Genomic DNA, 19,468 nt, shown 5'->3' with positions numbered 1-19,468 from the left:
TTCGGTGGCGGCGACTATCTGCTGAGTAGCGTCCGCCCGGACACTCCGTCGGAATTAGCTGACTCGGTTCGTTCCTTCGCCGCCAATCTGCAAGCGATCGGCATGAACGCGTTGGCCGGAATCCCAAACTCGAACTCGGAACAAGCGCCGCGCCTTGCGAACGCAGAGCAGGACCGAAAGAAAATCGCCGACCTGTGCAAGTGAGGCGAGGCGCTTCTCCCGCGGAAGCGCTTTCACCCGTCTAGGCGAACACGGAACATGGTCGGCCAGTACTTGCCAGTGAGCAGGAACTCGCCGCTTCCTGCGAACGCGATGCCATTGAGCACTTCCTCTCTACCCCTTCGCTTGTCGTCGACGAGACGGCGGGCATCGACCATCGCGGTGACATCGCCTGTTCGCGGATCAATCCGAACAATTCGATCGGTCATGAAGACGTTTCCCCACACCTGGCCGTCAACACATTCCAGTTCGTTGAGTTGACGCAGCGGGTTACCTTCAAAGGTGACCGCGACCGATCCGGTCTCGGTGAACGCGGCAGGATCATGAAAGTGGAGCCGGTCGGTGCCGTCGCTCCGAATGAGACGCTCTCCGTCGTAGCAGAGCCCCCAGCTCTCACCGTCTACGCGAACTTGCCGTAGCGGTTTCATGCTCGGCTTGTCCCATTCGATAGCGACGCCGTTCCTCCACGTCAGCTGCCAGATGCGATCGCCAACCACGGCAATCCCTTCGCCATAGAAGTCCGGGGGTAGGTCAGCCGAGCGAAGCGTCGCCCCGGTCGCCGGGTCGATTTCCCGCAATTGAGACGTACCGAAGTTTCCCGTGCTCTCGTACAGCCGTGGGCCATCGAAAACCAAGCCTTCGGTGAAGGCGGTGGCGTCGTGCGGGGTCTCTGCGATGATGGCCGGCACCAAGCTGGCCACAGCCGTCGTCCCGGGCTCAGAAGGGTTTGTGCCTTCGCCCTCATCGCTGACCGCCGCATTTCCGCAACCCGCTCCAGCTGTCACTACCGTTGCGACGCAGACGATCAACCAATGAGGCGCGCGAATCGCCCGCTCAGATTCGCCCACCTCATCCACAGTAGCGAAGCGAACCCCGCCAGCTAAGGTGTCTGAACGATGCCAACCGAAACGCCCCGCCTGCTCTTCGTCCATGCGCATCCGGACGATGAGACGTTGACGACGGGCGCCACCATCGCGCACTACATCGCCCAAGGCGCTGACGTTCACGTCGTCACCTGCACCCTTGGCGAAGAGGGCGAGGTCATCGGCGACAAGTACGCCCAGCTTGCCGTCGACGTCGCAGACCAACTCGGCGGGTATCGCATCAGTGAACTGACCAAAGCACTCAACGCCCTCGGCGTCGAAGAGCCGAATTTCCTTGGCGGGCCCGGTCATTGGCGGGACTCCGGCATGGAAGGCACGGCATCGCGACACCGTCAGCGGTTCGCCGACGCCGACATGCGCGAGGCCGTCGGCGAACTCGTCGCCATCATCCGCCAAGTAAGGCCGCACGTTGTCGTCACCTATGACCCTGACGGCGGCTACGGCCATCCCGACCACATCCAAGCCCACCGTGTCACAACCGAAGCCGTTGCCGCATCAGCAGGACGCGACTATCCGGGCGAGCCGTGGCACGTCCCCAAGTTCTACTGGACCGTCATCGCCAAAAGCGCGATGGGCGCGGCTCTAGAGAACCTCGACGGCGTCCCCGCCGACTGGGTGCGGGTGACCATCGACATGGTCCCGTTCGGCTATCCCGACGACAAGATCGACGCCGTCATCGACGCGGGCGAGCACCTGCCCGCCAAGATCGCTGCGATGCGCGCACACGCCACCCAGGTCACCGTGGCTCCCGACGGCCGCTCTTTCGCGTTGTCCAACAACATCGCGTTGCCCCTCGCGGCCGAAGAGCACTACATCCTCGTCTCCGGAGAGCCCGGCGACCGAGACCACCGCGGCTGGGAAAACGACCTTCTTGCCGGATTGACTGTCGGATAACCGGCAAATACGGGTTAAGCTTCGACCGAGTGGCCGCAAACACAAAGGACAGTCATGGACCAGGATCTCGATCCCAACCTGCAGCACTGGCAGGACCGCCTGGACAGCTACCAGTGGGTGCTCGGCTCCTTCGTGTCGCTGCTCGACAGCATCCCGACCTGAGCCGGTCGCCCGACGACACCAGGGCTCTGCGCGCCGTCGCCCTCACGGTTCTCGCCGTTGACGGCATCCTCTCAGCGATACTCGCCGCCTTCTTTCTTCCGCTTCGCGTCGGCGCAATTCCGTTTCCGATCAGCGCGCTGATCAGCGGCATGCTCAACGTCGCCCTGGTATGGGTCGCCATGCAGTGGACGACCTCGTCGCGGCTGGCCGCCCTACCGCTCTGGACATGGCTGGCGACCGTCGGCGTGCTGACCTTTCCCGGTCCCGGTGACGACGCAGTGTTCAGCGCGCAGTGGCAGTTACTGCTGCTGATCGTGGCGGGTGCGCTGCCGCCCGCCCTTCTGCTCTATCGGCGTAACTGACGGCGTTAGCGACTACTTGTCGGCCGAGGCCGCGGGTCGATCCTTCGCCGCGTTACGTGGGTCCGCCTGGCGGACGTCCTTGACGACCTTGCGCGCGGTATCGCCAACGCTCTTGGCCACGGATTTCGTCGTGGTGGAGTCGTCAGCGTTCCTGTTCGGCTTGCCGCCGCGCAGGGCGTCCGCTGCCTCGGTGACTGCTCTGCCCACCGGTCCGCGCGCGCCTTGGGCACGGACGACGTTGTTGCCGGCGTCGGTCGCGTCGTTAGTGGCGTTGAAGCCGGTCCGAATCTCGCTGCGGACGTTTCGCACCGTCTTCGTCACCGCGGCCAGGGGGCCCGCTCCGGTTTGACCAGCAGCGTCAACGTTGCCTCGCAAGCCCTTGAGCGGCGTGAACGGGGTTTTCACGATCGACGGGATTGTGCTGACGTCGGAGATCTTCGCCTCATCGGGCGGCGCCAACGGATCGCTTAGCAGGTCACCGAATCCTCCGAGCCCGTTCTTGAACAGGGAGCCCAGCGAAGCGCCGCCGAGGCCTCCGCCGGAGCTGACAGGATTGAGAACACGATCGAGTAGGCCGCGCAAGATGCCGGCGTTTCCGGCACCGGCCCCCGGCATTTCCGTCAGCCCCGCCAGAGTTGTAGCGGGTGCAGCGGCAGTGAAGATGCCCGGAAGCGGCGGCAACGGGAAGCCGATCCAGAAGTACCATTGATCGATCCCGAAGTCGATCAAGGCGTTGATGGACGCGGCGCCCCAATCCACCACGTTGTCGATGAAGCTGCCGTCGCCCTGAAGCCAGTCAATGACGTTGAAGACGATGGCTCGGACAAGACGTTCGCCGAATTGGTACCCGATAGGCCAGATCTGCGGGGCGAGCCAGCCGATATACGGAACCCAACCGAACGCCCACGCGCCGACCTCGAACCCGTAGGCGACCCACGGCTCGATGGCCAGGTAGGCGCTCTCGATGACCGAGGTCACCGAACCCGGTACGGGCATAGGCGGAATAGTTGGGGGTTCTGGCGGCGGTGTCCCGATGCCCGGCGCGAGAAGGATCCCCCTCAGGAATTCCAACACTTCACCGGACGACTCGAGCTGCTGCAGAACGGCCTGCTGCTGAAGCGTTTGACTGGAGGCCGCCAGCTGGATCGTGGGCTCCGGAGGCGGAGGAGGCTGCACCGAAGGCGCAATCATCGCGGTTGCCGTGATCGTCGCGACACCGGCCATCAGGGCCGCACGTGCGGAAATAGTCATAATGGCCCCTCTATGGCAAAGACCCCCGTCCCGTAGATGAACTTACGCTAGTTGTTGACATAAGCGTTAGCTAATCCGGGGCCGATAATCGTGACGTCATTTTCTCGTGAGGGATGACAGGGCGCTCCACAGCTCGCACTGAGCGGACTACTGTGACCATATGTCAGGCACCGGTGTTTCAGAATGTGAGACGTGCGGATGATCATCGACCTTCGCGGGGTTACACGGGAGTGGTCCTGAACCCGCAGCACGGCACCGATCTGCCCAGCCCGGTGGTCCCAGCCCAGTCCGGCGCCCCCAGCTCGTCTGCTTTGCGGCGCGTACTCCGTCGTGCCCGCGACGGCGTCTCACTGAACGTCGACGAGGCTGCCATCGCCATGACGGCCCGCGGCGACGACCTCGCCGACCTCTGCGCCAGCGCCGCACGAGTCCGCGATGCCGGTCTGACCTCGTCGAACCGGCGTGGACCCAACGGCCGCTTACCGGTCAGCTACTCGCGCAAGGTGTTCATTCCCGTCACCCACCTGTGCCGCGACACTTGCCATTACTGCACGTTCGTCACCGTGCCGGGCAAGCTGCGCGCGACGGGCCGCGGGATGTTCATGGAGCCCGACGAAATCCTCGAGGTCGCCCGCCGCGGGGCCGAACTCGGTTGCAAGGAAGCACTTTTCACGCTCGGCGACAGGCCGGAGGCGCGATGGGACGAGGCGCGGCAGTGGCTCGATGAGCGCGGCTACGACTCGACGCTGGACTATGTGCGGGCGATGGCGATCCGCGTGCTCGAGGAGACAGGGCTTCTGCCGCACCTCAATCCGGGGGTGATGTCGTGGTCGGAGCTCTCGCGCCTCAAGCCGGTCGCCCCGTCGATGGGCATGATGCTGGAGACCACGTCGCGCCGACTCTTCGAGACCAAAGGCTTGGCGCACTACGGGAGCCCGGACAAGGATCCTGACATCCGACTGCGCACGCTTGACGACGCGGGCCGGCTGTCCATTCCCTTCACCACCGGCCTGTTGGTCGGCATCGGCGAGACGCTCACTGAACGCGCCGAGACCATGCATGCGATTCGTAAGTCGCACAAAGCATTCGGCCATGTGCAGGAAGTGATCGTGCAGAACTTCCGGGCCAAGGACCACACCGCGATGGCCTCGATGCCCGATGCGGGTATCGAGGACTTCCTGGCGACGATCGCGGTCAGCAGATTGGTGCTCGGGCCCAAGATGCGCATCCAGGCCCCGCCGAACCTGGTGTCGCGCGACGAATGCCTCGCCCTGATCGGTGCGGGCGTCGACGACTGGGGCGGCGTTTCACCGCTGACACCCGACCACGTCAATCCCGAACGACCCTGGCCGGCCTTGGATGAACTCGCCGCCGTCACCGCAGAGGCGGGTTATGACCTGGTGCAGCGGCTGACCGCGCAGCCGCCGTATGTTCAGGCCGGCGCGGCGTGGATCGATCCGCGTGTGCAGGGCCACGTCGCCGCGCTGGCCGACGCCGATACCGGATTCGCATTGGACATCAACCCCGTCGGGCACCCGTGGCAGGAGCCTGACGAAGCGTCCGAGTCGCTCGGCCGCATCGACCTGCACGAGGCGATCGACTCGGAGGGACGGCTAACTACCACCAGAAGCGATTTGAACAGCGCGTTCGGCGACTGGGAATCGATTCGCGAGAAGGTCAGCGAGCTCGCCGCACGCGCACCCGAACGCATCGACACCGACGTGGCCGCCGCGCTGCGCTCGGCCGAACGGGACCCGGCGGGTTGCAGCGACGACGAGTACCTCGCGCTCGCCACCGCAGAAGGTCCTGCACTGGATGCTGTTGCCGCACTAGCTGATTCGTTGCGACGCGACACCGTCGGCGATGACGTGACCTTCGTCGTCAACCGCAACATCAACTTCACGAACATCTGCTACACCGGCTGCCGATTCTGCGCTTTCGCCCAACGAAAAGGCGACGCTGACGCCTACTCGTTGTCCACCGGCGAGGTCGCCGACCGGGCGTGGGAGGCGCACGTCGCGGGCGCGACCGAGGTCTGCATGCAGGGTGGAATCGATCCCGAGCTGCCGGTCACCGGCTACGCCGACTTGGTCCGTGCCGTGAAACAGCGCGTGCCGTCGATGCACGTGCACGCCTTCTCGCCGATGGAGATCGCCAACGGCGTCACCAAGAGTGGGCTGTCCATCCGCGAATGGCTGATCGGCCTGCGCGAGGCCGGGCTCGACACCATCCCGGGCACCGCAGCCGAAATCCTCGACGACGAAGTCCGTTGGGTGCTGACCAAAGGCAAGCTCCCGACATCGATGTGGATCGAAGTAGTCAGCACCGCACACGAAGTGGGACTGCGTTCGAGTTCGACGATGATGTACGGCCACGTCGACACGCCGAAGCACTGGGTCGGCCATCTACGCGTGCTGAGCGACATTCAGGACAGAACAGGCGGTTTCACCGAATTCGTGCCACTGCCGTTCGTGCACCAGTCGTCGCCGCTCTACCTTGCGGGCGGCGCGCGGCCGGGACCGACGCACCGCGACAATCGCGCTGTCCACGCGCTGGCGCGGATCATGCTGCACGGCAGGATTTCTCACATCCAGACCAGCTGGGTCAAGCTCGGTGTGGAGCGCACGCAGGTGATGCTCAACGGCGGTGCCAACGACTTGGGCGGCACGCTGATGGAGGAGACGATCTCGCGGATGGCCGGCTCCGAGTTCGGGTCCGCCATGAGCGTCGACGAGCTGACCGCGATCGCCGAGGGAATCGGCAGGCCCGCCCGGCAGCGCACCACCACCTACGCTCCGCTGGCTGCCTGACGCGACTCGCCGGGCTGTTGCAGCCGCAATCCCGGCGTATCGGTGAACCGAATGTCAGGCTCATCACGTATACGAAAGTGACTGTCGCCGTCCCCAGCCCAGGAGCGCGCCTTGACAACCCTTTTCGGCCTGCCCGCCCATGCTCTGCTCAACCACACCATCGTGGTGCTCGCGCCGCTGCTCGCGTTCCTCGAGATCCTTTGCGCCGTGTGGCCCGCCGCGCGACGACGGCTGGTGTGGCTCAACCTGGCGCTCGCCGCGACAGTGGTGGTCCTGACACCGCTGACCGTCTCGGCGGGCGAGTGGCTGTTCAACCAGCAGACTGAGCACTCGCCCATCCTCGAGACGCATGAGGAGCGCGCGGAGTGGGCGATCTACTTCGCGATCGGTCTGCTGGTCGTCGCCGTTGTGCAGGCGGTCCAGCATCGCATCGAGTCGCGCGCCGCGGAGCCGAAGAAGGCGCTGACCGTGATCGTCGCGGTGATCGCCGTCGGGGTCGGGGTGTGGGCAACGTTCGGCGTCGTGATGATCGGCGACGCCGGCGCGCAAGCGGTGTGGGGAACCCGGGAATAGAACCGGACCGGGGTCCGCTTAACTTCTTGACGGTGTCGGAAAGGCCGACACACAGTTCGAGGAGATTTCATGACCGCAGCCACCACAACCACCGGACTCAGCGCGGGAACGTGGGCCATCGACCCCATTCATTCGTCGATCGCCTTCTCGGTACGTCATCTCGTGGTCAGCAAGGTCCGCGGCCAGTTCAACACGTTCTCGGGCACCGTGGTGGTCGGTGCGGACGGCACGCCGTCGGTCACCGCCGAGATCGCCGTCGACTCCGTCGACACCCGCAACGAGCAGCGCGACGCGCACCTCAAGGCGGCCGACTTCTTCGACGTCGAGCAGTTCCCGACCGCGACCTTCACATCGACCGGCCTGCGCGAGGCTGGCGAAAACTACGTCTTCGACGGCGTTTTCACCCTGAAGGGCATCGCCAAGCCGATCAGCCTCGACCTGGAATTCAACGGCACCAACCCTGGCATGGGCCACGGTGAGGTTGCCGGGTTCACCGCATCGGTCGTCCTCAACCGCAAGGACTTCGGCATCGACATCGACATGCCGCTGGAGACCGGCGGCGCCGTCGTCGGCGACCAGGTGACCATCACCCTCGAGATCGAGGCGCTCAAGCAGGCCTGAGCAACCACGAACGTGAATCCACTGCGAGAAATGCGCTCGAATCTCGCAGTGGTTTCACGTTCGGCGCAGACCTACAGCCGGGCGGCGAGTTCGGTGCCCTGCTTGATGGCGTGCTTGGCGTCAAGCTCGGCTGCGATCGCGGCCCCGCCAATGATGTGCGGCTCGATTCCGTTGCAGCGCAATCCCTCTTCCAGGTCGCGTACCGACTCCTGACCCGCGCAGATCACCACGTTGTCGACCTCGAGGAGCTGCTTGCGCTCGTGGTTGGCACCGAAGCTGATGTGCAGCCCGTCATCATCGATGCGCTCGTAATTCACGCCTGACAGCTGCGTGACACCTTTGGCCTTCAGCGATGCCCGGTGCACCCACCCCGACGTCTTGCCGAGCCGCCTGCCCTGCGGGCCTTTGGTGCGCTGCAACAGATAGACCTTGCGGGCGGGCTGCGCGGGGATCGGCGTCGTCAACGCCCCGCGCGCCTCTTGCGGGTCGGCCGCACCCCATTCCGCCTTCCATTCCTTGAGGTTCAGCGTCGGCGACTGATCGGTGACCAGGAACTCACTCACGTCGAAACCGATTCCGCCCGCGCCGACGACGGCCACCGTCTTTCCGACCGCCTTGCCCATGATCGCCTCGGCGTAGGACATCACCATCGGATGATTGATGCCGGGAATGTCGGGCATCCGCGGTACGACGCCGGTGGCCAGTACCACCTCGTCGAATGCGGCCAACTCCGCGAGGCCTGCGCGGGTGTTCACGCGGACGTCGACGCCGTGTTTGTCGAGCATCCGCGTGTAGTACCTGATGGTCTCGCTGAACTCTTCCTTGCCCGGAATCCTTCTCGCCATGTCGAATTGCCCGCCGATGATGTTGCCCGCCTCGAACAACGTCACGTCGTGGCCGCGCTGTGCGGCAGCCACCGCGGTGGCCAACCCCGCCGGTCCGGCGCCGACGACCGCCACACGGCGGGTGCTGCGGGTTGGTGACAGCGCCAGATCGGTCTCCCGACCGGCGCGCGGGTTGAGCAGGCATGACACCTTCTTGTGCACGAACGCATGGTCGAGGCACGCCTGGTTGCATGAGATGCACGTGTTGATCTCATCGGCGGCATCGGCCTGCGCCTTGGCGACCCAGTCCGGGTCTGAGAGCAGCGGCCGTGCCATCGAGATCAGCTGCACATGGGTGTCGGCGAGGATCTGCTCGGCGGCCTGCGGCATGTTGATTCGATTCGACGCCACCACCGGGATATCGACGTGTTCGCCGACCGCGCTGCTGATGTCGACGAATGCGCTGTTGGGCACCGAGGTGACGATCGTCGGCACCCGTGCCTCGTGCCAGCCGAAGCCGGAGTTGATCATCGTCGCCCCGGCAGCCTCGACTTCGGTTGCCAGAGCGATGATCTCGTCCCAGCTCTGACCCTTCTGCACATAGTCGGCCATCGACATGCGGTAGCAGATGATGAAGTCGGGCCCGACCGCCACGCGGCTACGACGCACGATCTCGACGGGGAATCGCCTGCGCTTCTCGGGCGAGCCGCCCCACGAGTCGTTGCGCTTATTGGTGCATGGCGCGAGGAACTGGTTCACCAGATAGCCCTCGCTGCCCATGATCTCCACACCGTCATAGCCGGCTTCGCGGGCCAGTTCGGCGCAGCGGACGAAGTCGCCGACGGTACCATCGACGTTCCTGAGCGCGCGCGGTCTGAATGGGTTGATGGGAGCCTTGATCGCCGACGCGCTCGCCGAGAACGGGTGGTAGGCATAGCGTCCCGCGTGCAGGATCTGCAGGAGGATCTTGCCGTCCTCGCCGTGCACGGCGTCGGTGATGCGACGGTGCCTGCGCGCCTCTGCGGCGGAAACCAGCTGTGAGGCGAACGGCAGCAGCCATCCGGTGCGGTTGGGCGCATACCCGCCGGTGATGATCAGGCCGACACCGCCGCGCGCCCGCTCGGCGAAGTACGCGGCGAGCTTGTCGGTGTCAGCCGCCCGGTCCTCCAGGCCGGTGTGCATCGAGCCCATCACCACCCGGTTGCGCAGCGTCGTGAACCCAAGGTTCAACGGCGACAACAGGTTCGGGTATCTCTCGATCACGGGCTCTCCTTCAGGGCGGCGGCCACCTCGTCGAGCCATTCGATGGCGCCTTCTTCGGCTCTGATGCCGCCCCGTAGCACCAGGTACTGGTGCAGTGCGCTGCCGGTGAGCGCGCTCGGGTCGGGGAAGTGGCGCTTCTCGAATCCGCGATAGGTGTCGAGCAGTTCGGCGCGTTCGAACCGCAGCGCGCTGACCTGCTCGCGTAGGGCTGCGACATCCCCCTGCGCGGCCGCGCGGATCTTCACGGCCAGGTCACGGGTGCGGGTGTCGGTCACCGAACTGCCGCGACCGGTCAACGGCTCGGCGATCCAGCGAGCCAGTTCGGCGCGACCGGCGTCGGCCACCGTGTACACCTTCTTGTCGGGTCTGCCGTGCTGCACGACGGGCGTCGCGTGCACCCAGCCGTCGTCCTCCATCACCCGCAGGGTGCGGTAGATCTGCTGGTGAGTCGCACTCCAGAAGAACCCGATGGAACGGTCGAAGCGGCGCGCCAACTCATAGCCCGACCCGGACTGCTCGGACAGCGACACCAGGATCGCGTGGGGGAGGGCCACGTGAGCAGGGTATGAGCAGATGACTGTTCTATGCAACTTGTTGCACTGCACCGGTGCGCATAGGGGTATGCCGGCTAGGCACTTGTATATGCAACGTCTAGTATCAGTAACTACGCGTCCGCCTGCGGGTGGGCGCAGAAAGTTAGGGCAGGCTGACACAGACCTCCCGGCATCCACATCGGATACTGGAGCGAATTTCGGCAGGCCCCAACACACGGGCAGCCCCCATTGATCAGATTTGATCGAGAGGACTCGAGGAGCATTCAGTGACGTACACGATTGCCGAACCCTGCGTCGACCTCAAAGACAAGGCCTGCATCGAAGAGTGCCCTGTCGACTGCATTTACGAGGGCGCACGCATGCTGTACATCCACCCCGACGAATGTGTGGACTGCGGCGCGTGCGAACCGGTCTGCCCCGTCGAGGCCATCTATTACGAAGACGATGTGCCCGACCAGTGGAGCTCCTACACCCAGATCAACGCCGACTTCTTCTCGGAGCTGGGATCGCCGGGCGGCGCCTCCAAGGTCGGAATGACCGAGAATGATCCGCAGTCGGTCAAGGATTTAGCGCCGCAAGCCCACGATTGATAACGGCCGGATCCGAGGTGGCTCGCCGCGGCATCTCTGCGGGGCTGCCGGTTTTTCCCTGGGACACCCTCGCCGACGCGACGGCGCAGGCACGGGCACATCCCGACGGGATCGTGGATCTGTCCGTCGGCACCCCGGTCGACCCCGTCGCGCCGCTGATCCGCGAAGCCCTCGCTGCAGCCAGCGCCGCACCGGGCTACCCGACCACGGCAGGCACACAGGCGCTTCGCGAGTCGGCGGTGGCGGCCCTTCACCGTCGCTACGGGGTCACCGGCCTCGACCAGGACGCCGTGTTACCGGCGATCGGCACCAAGGAGCTCATCGCTTGGCTGCCGACGCTGCTCGGGCTGGGCCCCACAGACGTCGTCGTCGTGCCCGAATTGGCATATCCCACCTACGAAGTCGGCGGCCGCCTGGCGGGTGCACAGGTGCTTGTCGCCGACTCACTGACCCAGTTGGGCCCCCAGTCGCCCGCGTTGGTGTACCTCAATTCGCCTAGCAATCCAACGGGTGCCGTCCTCGGCGTCGACCATCTGCGCAAGGTGGTGGGCTGGGCGCGCGAGCGCGGCGCGGTCGTCGCATCCGATGAGTGCTACCTGGGCCTCGGGTGGGATGCGGAACCCGTCTCGCTGCTGCATCCGTCGGTGTGCGATGGCGACCACACCGGACTGCTGGCCATCCACTCGCTGTCGAAGACGTCCTCGCTGGCCGGCTACCGCGCTGGTTTCGTCGCCGGCGACCGCGCCTTGATCGCTGAACTGCTCGCGGTGCGCAAGCATGCCGGGATGATGATGCCCAGCCCGGTACAGGGCGCGATGGTGGCTGCACTGGACGACGATGCGCACGAACGTGAGCAGCGGGAGCGCTACGAGAGACGCCGACGGATGCTGTTGCCCGCGGTGGAGGCGGCGGGATTCGCCGTCGACCACTCCGAGGCCGGGCTCTATATCTGGGCCAGCCGGGGCGAACCGTGTCGCGACACCGTGCGATGGCTCGCGCAGCGCGGGATCCTCGTCGCGCCGGGCGAGTTCTACGGACCGCGTGGAGCACAGCACGTTCGTTTCGCCTTGACCGCCACCGACGAACGTATCGCCGCCGCCGTCGAGCGACTCAGGGGCTGACTCGCGGGTACTGGCCCACCGGCTCGGTGCCGGAATGGACCACAAGCGCAAGCATCTGCGTCGGATCGATCGACCCTAGTCGAGGTGGCGCCAGGTCTTGCCCGACACGGCGTTGTAGATCGACACGTTCGACACACCGAATTTCTCCGCGAGTTGCCGCAACGTGGCGCCAGCGGCATAAAGCGAGCGCAATTCCTTGACATTGTCAGCGGTGAGCTTTGAGTTGCCGTGCTTTTCGCCCTCGGCCCGTTCGTCGCCGGCCAGTGGCCGTCCTGCTCTCCAGCGGTAATAATGCATGGAACAAAGCCCGCGCGCCCTGTATTCGCGGTCGCACCCCTCGACCGTACAGTGCGTGGGCAGCCCTTTTGGCCTCCCCATATCGGGACCTTAACATCTTTCACGACGTATGACGCAACTGCGCAAATTCTCGGCGAATGTCAGCAGACCGAACCATTCATGATCGAATGAATCACTGTGCCAAGCGAAATAGAGCAAAGCACAATGGTCGATTCATCACGGGCTTGGTCGAGCGAGATCCACCGTTCAATGTAATGCCCGGTCGTTGGTGGGTGCCTTGCGGTCAGGACACGCGAGCGATCCTCTGTCGAACTACTTCACTCCGCCGTCGAATGTGCAATACCGTCGCGTCATGAGCGATTACGACGTGGAGGCCGTCGACAGACTGCCCTTCACGACGCCGGAGAAGTCGGCGCGCTACCGCACCGAGGACTACCAGGGGGCGGTCGGCCTGAACTGGTATGCCACCGACCCGACCCTGCAGGCCACCATGGCCTACTACCTGCACCCCGAGCAGCTCGCCGTCGCCGAACCGCATCTGAGACGCATCGGCGACCTGATGGCGGGCCCGGTGTCGCGGTGGGCCGAGGAGACCGACCGCAACCCACCACGGCTCGAGCGTTACGACCGCTGGGGTCACGACGTCAGCCGCGTCGTCATGCCGACGTCATTCATCGAATCCCGTCGCACGGTGCTCGACGCGCAGCAGGCGCTGCGCAAGGACCTTCGCAGCGCCGGCATGAGCTCGGCGCTGCCGTTGTTCGCTTCGAACTATCTGCTCAACCAGGCCGACATCGGCATGGGTTGTGCGCTCGGCACCGGGGGCGGCATGGTGAAGGCGTTGGTCGCCGCGTACGCGCCGTCCGACGTGCGCGAGCACGTGCTCGCGAAGTTCGAGTCGGGTGAATGGGAGGGCGAAACCGCTCAGCTGCTGACCGAGCGGACCGGCGGATCCGATCTCGGCGCGCTGGAGACGACGGCGACCCGCAACGGAGATGCGTGGCTGCTCAACGGTTTCAAGTGGTTCGCATCAAATTGCAACGGCGAGGCGTTCGTGGTGCTCGCAAAGCCTGAAGGTGCGCCAGACTCGAGCAAGGGTGTCGCGAATTTCCTCGTTCTGCGGACCCGGCGCGACGGCTCACGCAACGGGGTGCGGGTGCGACGGCTCAAGGACAAGCTCGGCACCCGCTCGGTCGCCTCCGGCGAGATCGAGTTCGTCGACGCCGAGGCGTTCCTGCTGTCCGGCGAGGCCAGCGCGGACGCCGGCCCGTCTGACGGCAAGGGACTCGGCCGGATGATGGAGCTGACAAACGCTGCGCGCCTTGGCATTGCGCTGTTCGCGCTCGGCAATGCGCGGCGCGCCCTCGTCGAGTCGCTGTGCTACGCCGGACGTCGGCAGGCATTCGGGGACGCGCTGATCGACAAGCCGCTGATGCGCCGCAAGCTGGCCGAGATGATCGTCGACGTCGAAGCCGCGCAGGCGCTGGTGTTCGACGGCACCGGCGCGACCAACAGGCGCCAGCCGCGGCCGGTCCGCCAGCGCATCGCGGTGCCCGTCACCAAGCTCAAGGTCTGCAGGCTCGGCATCACGATGGCCTCCGACGCGATCGAGATCCACGGCGGCAACGGCTATATCGAGACTTGGCCGGTGGCAAGGATATTGCGCGACGCGCAGGTGAACACCATCTGGGAAGGGCCCGACAACATCCTGTGCCTGGACGTGCGGCGCGGTATCGAGCGTGCCCAGGCGCACGAGTCGCTGCTGCAACGCCTCCACGACGCCGTGTCGGTGTCCGACGCCGACGACATGACCGCCCTTGTCGCCCGCCGCGTCGATGATCTCGATGCGGCCATCACCGCGTGGAGCAAGCTCGACGGTGCGGTTGCCGAGGCCCGCCTGTTCCCGCTCGCCCAGTTCATGGGCGACGTCTATGCCGGTGCGCTGTTGTCCGAGCAGGCCGCATGGGAGCGTGCCGAAACCGGAACGGACCGAAAGGGCTTCGTCGCGCGCCTGTACGCGCAGCGGTATCTCGCCGACCGCGGACCGCTGCGCGGGCTGGACGCCGACGGTGACGATGCCATCGAACGCTTCGACGAACTCGTTGCCGGCGCCTTCGCGCCCTAGCGCCGCTCGGTCGCCCGCAGCCCCAGAGCCAGTACGAGCCGGTCGTCCGGGTCGTCCAGCGACGTCGACAAGAGCTTCTCGATGCGGCGGATGCGGTAGCGCACCGTGTTGGGATGCACGTGCAGCCGCTGTGCGACCGTGGCGATGTCGCCGAAGCCGTCGAGATAGGCAGCGAGGGTGTCGGCCAGCATCGGATCGCGCTCCCGCAGATCGCGCACGCGCGGATCGACGAGCCGGGTCTGGCCGGCGACATGCGCGACGATCTCGTCGAGCAGCACCGTGGTGTGCGCCTCGTCCAGCGACGTGATCTGGCCGATGGCTCCCGGATGCCGCTCGGCGCTGTCGAAGACCCGGTCCACCTCGGCGCGGGCGGGGGCCGCACCCGTGAGGCCGGTCAACGGCGCGGCGATCACCGCTCGCATCGTCAAGCCCATCTCGCGGCGCAGCGCGGCGACGATGCCGCGGACCCACGACGTCAGCGTCGACGTCGCCCCGATCTTCGGTAAGAGCACGTAGACGCGCTCACCGGTCGAGGCGACCTGAGCGTCGGCTCGAAATGCACTCGCGCTCAATGCGATCACGTTGGCCGGCACCGAGCTTCCTTCACCGCGGAAGCCGACCAGCGCCGCGCGAGCATCGGAGGCGATCCCCAGCTCCTGGGCGATGGCGCCGACGTCGGCAGCGTCCTCGCCGAGCCCGAGCAAGTTTCGCACCAGTACGGTGTGCGTCGCAGGCGCCGCTGACAGCCGCGACATGATGCGTGCCGCGAGCACAGCGCCACCGCGCAGCACCTCCTCGACGTCGTCGGCCAGCGGTGCAGAACCCTGCTGCAGCCAGATCGTGCCCGCGAACCCCGGCGGTCGCCCGGCATCCGTCGCGGGCAGCGGGATGGCCACCGCGAGCCTTGGTCGCAGACCGAGTTCAGGGCGCTCGGCGACACGGACCACGTCACCGCTGGCCTGCAGGGCGTCGAAGATTCCCCACTGGCCGATCCACTCAAGATGCTCGGGCGGGCCCGCGCGGCCGAGGATCGTCAGCCTGCGCAGTTCGTCGGCCTCCTCGTTGGACGCCGAATAGGCCAGTACGTGCGATTGGTCGTCCTCGATGCTGATCATCGCGTGGGTGCGCTCGGCGATCGACTGGGCGAGCCCGAACAGGTCGGTGCCGGAGTCGCTGCGCGGGTCGTCGCGGTCACCGTGATGCTCGAAAGCGTGGTTGACCAACTTGTAGAGCGACTCCCAGCGGGCGCGCGGTTCGACGGCGACGACGGCGGTGCCGAGCGCGACGGCCTGTTCCACCGCCGCCGGCGACGGCTCCTTGACGAAGATGGCGGCCGGCGCGGGGGGCCGCGCGGCCGGCGCCAGCGGACGAGAGCCGGCGCCGCGAACCTGGTCGGCGATCCAGCCGACCGCTTCGGCGTCGGACACGCCGAGCAGGAAGAACAAATCGGCGGAGCCTGCGCCGACGGCCAGTCCCAGCCGGATGTCGTCGACGTCCACCAGCGCGACCGAGCCGACCGTCATGTCGAGCCCGCGCGGGGCTTCGACCAGCGTCACCATCGTGCGGTCCAGCGCGAGCAGCAGCTGACCGAGGGAAAGCCCTTCCCGCTCAGCCATCGCCCACTCCTTTGTCCGATCCGACTATAAGCCCTCTGTGGTCTTGTCCGATCGACCATCGGTTAGGAATGGGTCGAAGGGGGATCCTTACTGCATGGATGCCGTCACCCAGGTTCCCGCGCCCGCCAACGAGCCGGTCTTTGAATACGCACCGAACAGTCCCGAACGCGCGCGCCTCGTCACCGCGCTCACCGAACTGGCCGACGACCCCATCGACCTGCCCCATGTGATCGGCGGAACCCACCGGATGGGCGGCGGCGAACGCATCGACGTCGTTCAGCCGCATCGCCACGCCGCCACACTGGGCACCCTCACCAACGCCGAGCACTCCGATGCAACCGCCGCCGTCGACGCGGCCATGGCCGCCAAGGACGAATGGGCGAACACGCCGTTCGACGAGCGCGCCGCGGTGTTCCTGCGTGCCGCGGATCTGCTGGCGGGACCGTGGCGCGAAAAGCTCTGCGCGGCAACGATGCTCGGTCAGTCCAAGTCCGCCTATCAGGCCGAGATCGACGCAGCATGCGAGCTCATCGACTTCTGGCGGTTCAATGTCGGCTTCGCGCGAGAGATCATGGCGCAGCAGCCGATCAGCTCGCGCGGGGTGTGGAACCGCACCGACTATCGTCCGCTCGAGGGTTTCGTCTACGCCATCACGCCGTTCAACTTCACCGCGATCGCGGGCAACCTGCCGAGCGCGGCAGCGCTGATGGGCAACACCGTGGTGTGGAAGCCGTCGCCGACGCAGGCGTTCGCCGCGTACCTGACGATGCAACTGATGGAGGCCGCCGGACTTCCGCCTGGCGTCATCAACCTGCTCGCAGGCGACGGAATCGCGGTTTCGGATGTGGTACTGGCCGACCCACGGCTGGCCGGCATCCACTTCACCGGCTCCACCGCGACGTTCCAGCATTTGTGGCGCGAGGTCGGCGCGAACATCGACCGCTACCACACCTATCCGCGACTGGTGGGCGAGACCGGCGGCAAAGACTTCGTGCTCGCGCATCCGTCGGCGCGTCCCGACGTGTTGCGCACCGCGCTGATCCGCGGCGCCTTCGACTTCCAGGGACAGAAGTGCTCGGCGGCCTCGCGGGCGTTCATTCCGCGTTCGGTCTGGCAGTCGATGGGCGACGACTTCCTCGGCGCCACCGAGGCGCTGCGCTACGGCGACGTCACCGACCTGACAAACTTCGGCGGCGCCCTCATCGACGAGCGCTCGTTCGCCAAGAACGTCAAGGCCATCGAACGCGCCAAGGGCGCGGCGGGCGTGACGGTCGCCGTCGGCGGCGAATACGACGACAGCGAGGGCTATTTCGTCCGGCCAACCGTGTTGATGTCCGACGATCCGGGCGACGAATCGTTCTCCACCGAGTACTTCGGGCCCATCCTGTCGGTGTACGTGTATCCCGACTCCGACTACGAGCAGATGTTGGACGTCGTCGACCACGGCGCGAAGTACGCGCTGACCGGAGCGATCATCGCCGACGACCGGCAGGCAGTGCTGCAGGCACAGGACCGGTTGCGGTTCGCCGCGGGCAACTTCTATGTCAACGACAAGCCGACCGGCGCCGTCGTCGGGCAGCAGCCGTTCGGCGGCTCGCGCGGATCGGGCACCAACGACAAGGCGGGCTCCGCGCTCAACCTGCTGCGGTGGACGTCGGCCCGGTCCATCAAGGAGACGTTCGTACCGTCGACCGATCACAACTACCCGCACATGGAGGCTTGAGATGGGCTTCTTCGATCGGGTCGGGCGCCCGGCGATTCTCGCGGCCAGCAGGTCAGACGGACTGCGGCGCACGGCTGAGCGGTTACCGGTGACCCGAGATGTGGTGCACCGCTTCGTGCCCGGCGAAACGGTTGCCGAGGTACTGAACTCCGTTGCGCAACTGCGGGATAGCCACAGAATGGTCAGCATCGATTACCTTGGCGAGGACACCACCGAGGTCGAGGACGCCGACAAGACGGTGCGGGCCTATCTGGAACTGCTCGATGCGCTGGGCACACGCGAGGAAGCCGCGGGAATCACGGTGCGGCCGCTCGAAGTGTCGTTGAAGTTGTCCGCACTCGGCCAGGCGCTGCCGCGCGACGGGGAGAAGATCGCCCGCGACAACGCCCATACTATTTGCGAAAGGGCGCAGCGGGTCGGCGCCTGGGTGACCGTGGACGCCGAGGACCACACGATGACGGACTCGACGTTGTCGATCGTGCGCGATCTGCGTAACGAATTCCCCTGGCTCGGCACGGTTCTACAGGCATACCTCAAGCGCACGGAAGGCGACTGCAAGGAGTTCGCCGCCTCGGGCGCGCGAATCCGACTGTGCAAGGGCGCCTATGACGAACCGGCGTCGGTTGCGTTCCGCGACCGCGACGACGTCAACGACTCCTACATGCGTTGCCTGCGCGTGTTGATGGCGGGATCGGGTTATCCGATGGTGGCCTCCCACGACCCGACGATCATCGAAGCGGTGCCTGCGCTGGTTCGGGAAAACGGCCGCGCTGCCGACCGCTTCGAATACCAGATGCTGTTCGGCATCCGCGACGCCGAACAGTGCCGGTTGGCCGACGGGGGCAACCACGTCCGGGTCTACGTCCCTTTCGGCACGCAGTGGTACGGCTACTTCGTGCGTAGGCTCGCCGAGCGGCCCGCGAACCTGACGTTCTTCCTGCGCGCGCTCGCCGAGCGGCACCACTGACGACCTCGAGACTGCATACAGATCGGCGAATCTGCCTCAGATCGCGATCTGGCAGCAGGCTCGGCGGTCTAGCCGGACGGAAATGCGGCGACACTCATGATCACCGAGCCGGCACAGGGTCCGCCGGAGATATCTGTGCGCCAACTTCCGCGCAGTGTGCCGTCGGCTTGCGGCGTGTAGTACGCGACGGACCGCGCCGGGTTCCATGCCTTCGGAATGCCCTCGCCCAGATAGCAGTCCCACTGCCACTCGTAGATGTGCACCCAGGTGGAACCGTTCCACGTGTACCGCGGCGGCAGCGGGAGTGTCGGGTTGGCGGGTTTGGGCCCGTCGACGACGGTCGCTACGCATGAGCCGCTGGAGCAGTCGGTGACGAAGGTGTAGACGTCGCTGAAGTCCGGTTCGGGTTGGCGGGCCGCCAGGCTGGTGCCCGTCTTCTCACCCGCGTAGCGCATCAGCGAGTACTTGCCGTTCCAGACGTGGGGGGCGGCTTGGGCGGCGGACATCGCGCACACGCCTGCGGCTGCGGAAGTGGCGGCCAGCCAAGCCATACCCACTCGGCGCAGCGCTGTTCTCACGAGGGGCACCGTAGCGCCCTGAGCGGGCGGACCC

At 66.1% G+C, this 19,468-nt stretch carries 17 protein-coding genes; 10 read left to right on the top strand and 7 right to left on the bottom strand.

All coding sequences use genetic code 11. The features are described 5' to 3' along the window. Positions 1-233: 233 nt before the first annotated feature. Positions 234-1,151, bottom strand: a complete 918-nt coding sequence (locus C6A82_RS20225) for a glutaminyl-peptide cyclotransferase (RefSeq protein ID WP_105347393.1) — start codon at positions 1,149-1,151, stop codon at positions 234-236. Between C6A82_RS20225 and mshB the strand changes: the two genes are divergently transcribed. Together mshB and C6A82_RS20215 are read left to right on the top strand one after the other, a co-directional pair. Next, positions 1,116-1,997 carry an N-acetyl-1-D-myo-inositol-2-amino-2-deoxy-alpha-D-glucopyranoside deacetylase gene (gene mshB / locus C6A82_RS20220; protein ID WP_105347395.1) on the top strand — a complete coding sequence of 294 codons (882 nt, stop codon included), beginning with the start codon at positions 1,116-1,118 and terminating at the stop codon, positions 1,995-1,997. The genes C6A82_RS20225 and mshB overlap by 36 nt on opposite strands. A 113-nt stretch (positions 1,998-2,110) precedes the next feature. Next, positions 2,111-2,521, top strand: coding sequence for a hypothetical protein (locus C6A82_RS20215; RefSeq protein WP_105347396.1), 411 nt, complete (start codon positions 2,111-2,113; stop codon positions 2,519-2,521). 12 nt (positions 2,522-2,533) lie between these two features. Here C6A82_RS20215 and C6A82_RS20210 read toward each other — a convergent pair whose 3' ends face one another. Beyond that, positions 2,534-3,772: a hypothetical protein gene (locus tag C6A82_RS20210; RefSeq protein WP_142406022.1), complete on the bottom strand. Its 1,239-nt coding sequence runs from the start codon at positions 3,770-3,772 to the stop codon at positions 2,534-2,536. A gap of 230 nt (positions 3,773-4,002) precedes the next feature. Between C6A82_RS20210 and C6A82_RS20205 the strand changes: the two genes are divergently transcribed. The 3 genes from C6A82_RS20205 (at position 4,003) to C6A82_RS20195 (ending at position 7,776) form a co-directional block, all read left to right on the top strand. Beyond that, entirely contained in the window at positions 4,003-6,582 is a 2,580-nt protein-coding gene (locus C6A82_RS20205; protein WP_311101426.1) for a bifunctional FO biosynthesis protein CofGH, read from the top strand. Positions 6,583-6,693: 111 nt separating this feature from the next. Beyond that, positions 6,694-7,155 carry a DUF2231 domain-containing protein gene (locus C6A82_RS20200; protein ID WP_105344717.1) on the top strand — a complete coding sequence of 154 codons (462 nt, stop codon included), beginning with the start codon at positions 6,694-6,696 and terminating at the stop codon, positions 7,153-7,155. 69 nt (positions 7,156-7,224) lie between these two features. Beyond that, positions 7,225-7,776, top strand: a complete 552-nt coding sequence (locus C6A82_RS20195; protein ID WP_105344716.1) for a YceI family protein — start codon at positions 7,225-7,227, stop codon at positions 7,774-7,776. Between the two features lie 71 nt (positions 7,777-7,847). Here C6A82_RS20195 and C6A82_RS20190 read toward each other — a convergent pair whose 3' ends face one another. Both C6A82_RS20190 and C6A82_RS20185 read right to left on the bottom strand, forming a co-directional pair. Beyond that, the gene (locus C6A82_RS20190) at positions 7,848-9,863 is read right to left on the bottom strand and encodes an NADPH-dependent 2,4-dienoyl-CoA reductase (RefSeq protein ID WP_105344714.1); all 2,016 of its coding nucleotides are present in this window, start codon (positions 9,861-9,863) and stop codon (positions 7,848-7,850) included. After that, positions 9,860-10,417, bottom strand: coding sequence for a PadR family transcriptional regulator (locus C6A82_RS20185; RefSeq protein ID WP_105344712.1), 558 nt, complete (start codon positions 10,415-10,417; stop codon positions 9,860-9,862). Before C6A82_RS20185 ends, C6A82_RS20190 begins: the two co-directional genes overlap by 4 nt. Positions 10,418-10,683: 266 nt before the next feature. On the opposite strand from C6A82_RS20185, the gene fdxA reads away from it, so the two are divergent. Both fdxA and dapC read left to right on the top strand, forming a co-directional pair. Continuing rightward, positions 10,684-11,007, top strand: coding sequence for a ferredoxin (fdxA, locus tag C6A82_RS20180; protein ID WP_105344711.1), 324 nt, complete (start codon positions 10,684-10,686; stop codon positions 11,005-11,007). 32 nt (positions 11,008-11,039) lie between these two features. Further along, positions 11,040-12,128: a succinyldiaminopimelate transaminase gene (gene dapC / locus C6A82_RS20175; RefSeq protein ID WP_105344724.1), complete on the top strand. Its 1,089-nt coding sequence runs from the start codon at positions 11,040-11,042 to the stop codon at positions 12,126-12,128. Positions 12,129-12,203: 75 nt separating this feature from the next. Here dapC and C6A82_RS20170 read toward each other — a convergent pair whose 3' ends face one another. Beyond that, entirely contained in the window at positions 12,204-12,506 is a 303-nt protein-coding gene (locus tag C6A82_RS20170; RefSeq protein ID WP_142405938.1) for a hypothetical protein, read from the bottom strand. Positions 12,507-12,777: 271 nt separating this feature from the next. On the opposite strand from C6A82_RS20170, the gene C6A82_RS20165 reads away from it, so the two are divergent. Further along, entirely contained in the window at positions 12,778-14,550 is a 1,773-nt protein-coding gene (locus C6A82_RS20165) for an acyl-CoA dehydrogenase family protein (protein WP_105344708.1), read from the top strand. Here the strand turns inward: C6A82_RS20165 and C6A82_RS20160 are convergent. Next, positions 14,547-16,166, bottom strand: coding sequence for a CdaR family transcriptional regulator (locus tag C6A82_RS20160; RefSeq protein WP_105344706.1), 1,620 nt, complete (start codon positions 16,164-16,166; stop codon positions 14,547-14,549). The genes C6A82_RS20165 and C6A82_RS20160 overlap by 4 nt on opposite strands. A gap of 94 nt (positions 16,167-16,260) precedes the next feature. On the opposite strand from C6A82_RS20160, the gene pruA reads away from it, so the two are divergent. After that, positions 16,261-17,889: an L-glutamate gamma-semialdehyde dehydrogenase gene (gene pruA, locus C6A82_RS20155; RefSeq protein ID WP_105344705.1), complete on the top strand. Its 1,629-nt coding sequence runs from the start codon at positions 16,261-16,263 to the stop codon at positions 17,887-17,889. A 1-nt stretch (position 17,890) separates the two neighbouring features. After that, a complete protein-coding gene (locus C6A82_RS20150; RefSeq protein ID WP_105344703.1) occupies positions 17,891-18,856 on the top strand; it encodes a proline dehydrogenase family protein in 966 nt (321 codons plus the stop codon). Between the two features lie 68 nt (positions 18,857-18,924). Here C6A82_RS20150 and C6A82_RS20145 read toward each other — a convergent pair whose 3' ends face one another. After that, the gene (locus C6A82_RS20145; RefSeq protein ID WP_396836828.1) at positions 18,925-19,407 is read right to left on the bottom strand and encodes a hypothetical protein; all 483 of its coding nucleotides are present in this window, start codon (positions 19,405-19,407) and stop codon (positions 18,925-18,927) included. Between the last annotated feature and the right edge of the window lie 61 nt (positions 19,408-19,468).

The organism is Mycobacterium sp. ITM-2016-00318, assembly GCF_002968285.2.
Lineage (GTDB): Bacteria > Actinomycetota > Actinomycetes > Mycobacteriales > Mycobacteriaceae > Mycobacterium.
Note: the sequence above shows the minus strand (reverse complement) of the source record. Positions and strands in the feature narration are given on the sequence as shown.

Bases quoted from the DNA above. Each gene is read 5' to 3' on its own strand.
- mshB (WP_105347395.1), top strand. From the start codon at position 1,116: ATGCCAACCGAAACGCCCCGCCTGCTCTTCGTCCATGCGCATCCGGAC.
- C6A82_RS20225 (WP_105347393.1), bottom strand. From the start codon at position 1,151: ATGGACGAAGAGCAGGCGGGGCGTTTCGGTTGGCATCGTTCAGACACC.
- C6A82_RS20210 (WP_142406022.1), bottom strand. From the start codon at position 3,772: ATGACTATTTCCGCACGTGCGGCCCTGATGGCCGGTGTCGCGACGATC.
- C6A82_RS20195 (WP_105344716.1), top strand. From the start codon at position 7,225: ATGACCGCAGCCACCACAACCACCGGACTCAGCGCGGGAACGTGGGCC.
- C6A82_RS20170 (WP_142405938.1), bottom strand. From the start codon at position 12,506: ATGGGGAGGCCAAAAGGGCTGCCCACGCACTGTACGGTCGAGGGGTGC.
- C6A82_RS20165 (WP_105344708.1), top strand. From the start codon at position 12,778: ATGAGCGATTACGACGTGGAGGCCGTCGACAGACTGCCCTTCACGACG.
- C6A82_RS20160 (WP_105344706.1), bottom strand. From the start codon at position 16,166: ATGGCTGAGCGGGAAGGGCTTTCCCTCGGTCAGCTGCTGCTCGCGCTG.
- pruA (WP_105344705.1), top strand. From the start codon at position 16,261: ATGGATGCCGTCACCCAGGTTCCCGCGCCCGCCAACGAGCCGGTCTTT.
- C6A82_RS20150 (WP_105344703.1), top strand. From the start codon at position 17,891: ATGGGCTTCTTCGATCGGGTCGGGCGCCCGGCGATTCTCGCGGCCAGC.
- C6A82_RS20145 (WP_396836828.1), bottom strand. From the start codon at position 19,407: ATGGCTTGGCTGGCCGCCACTTCCGCAGCCGCAGGCGTGTGCGCGATG.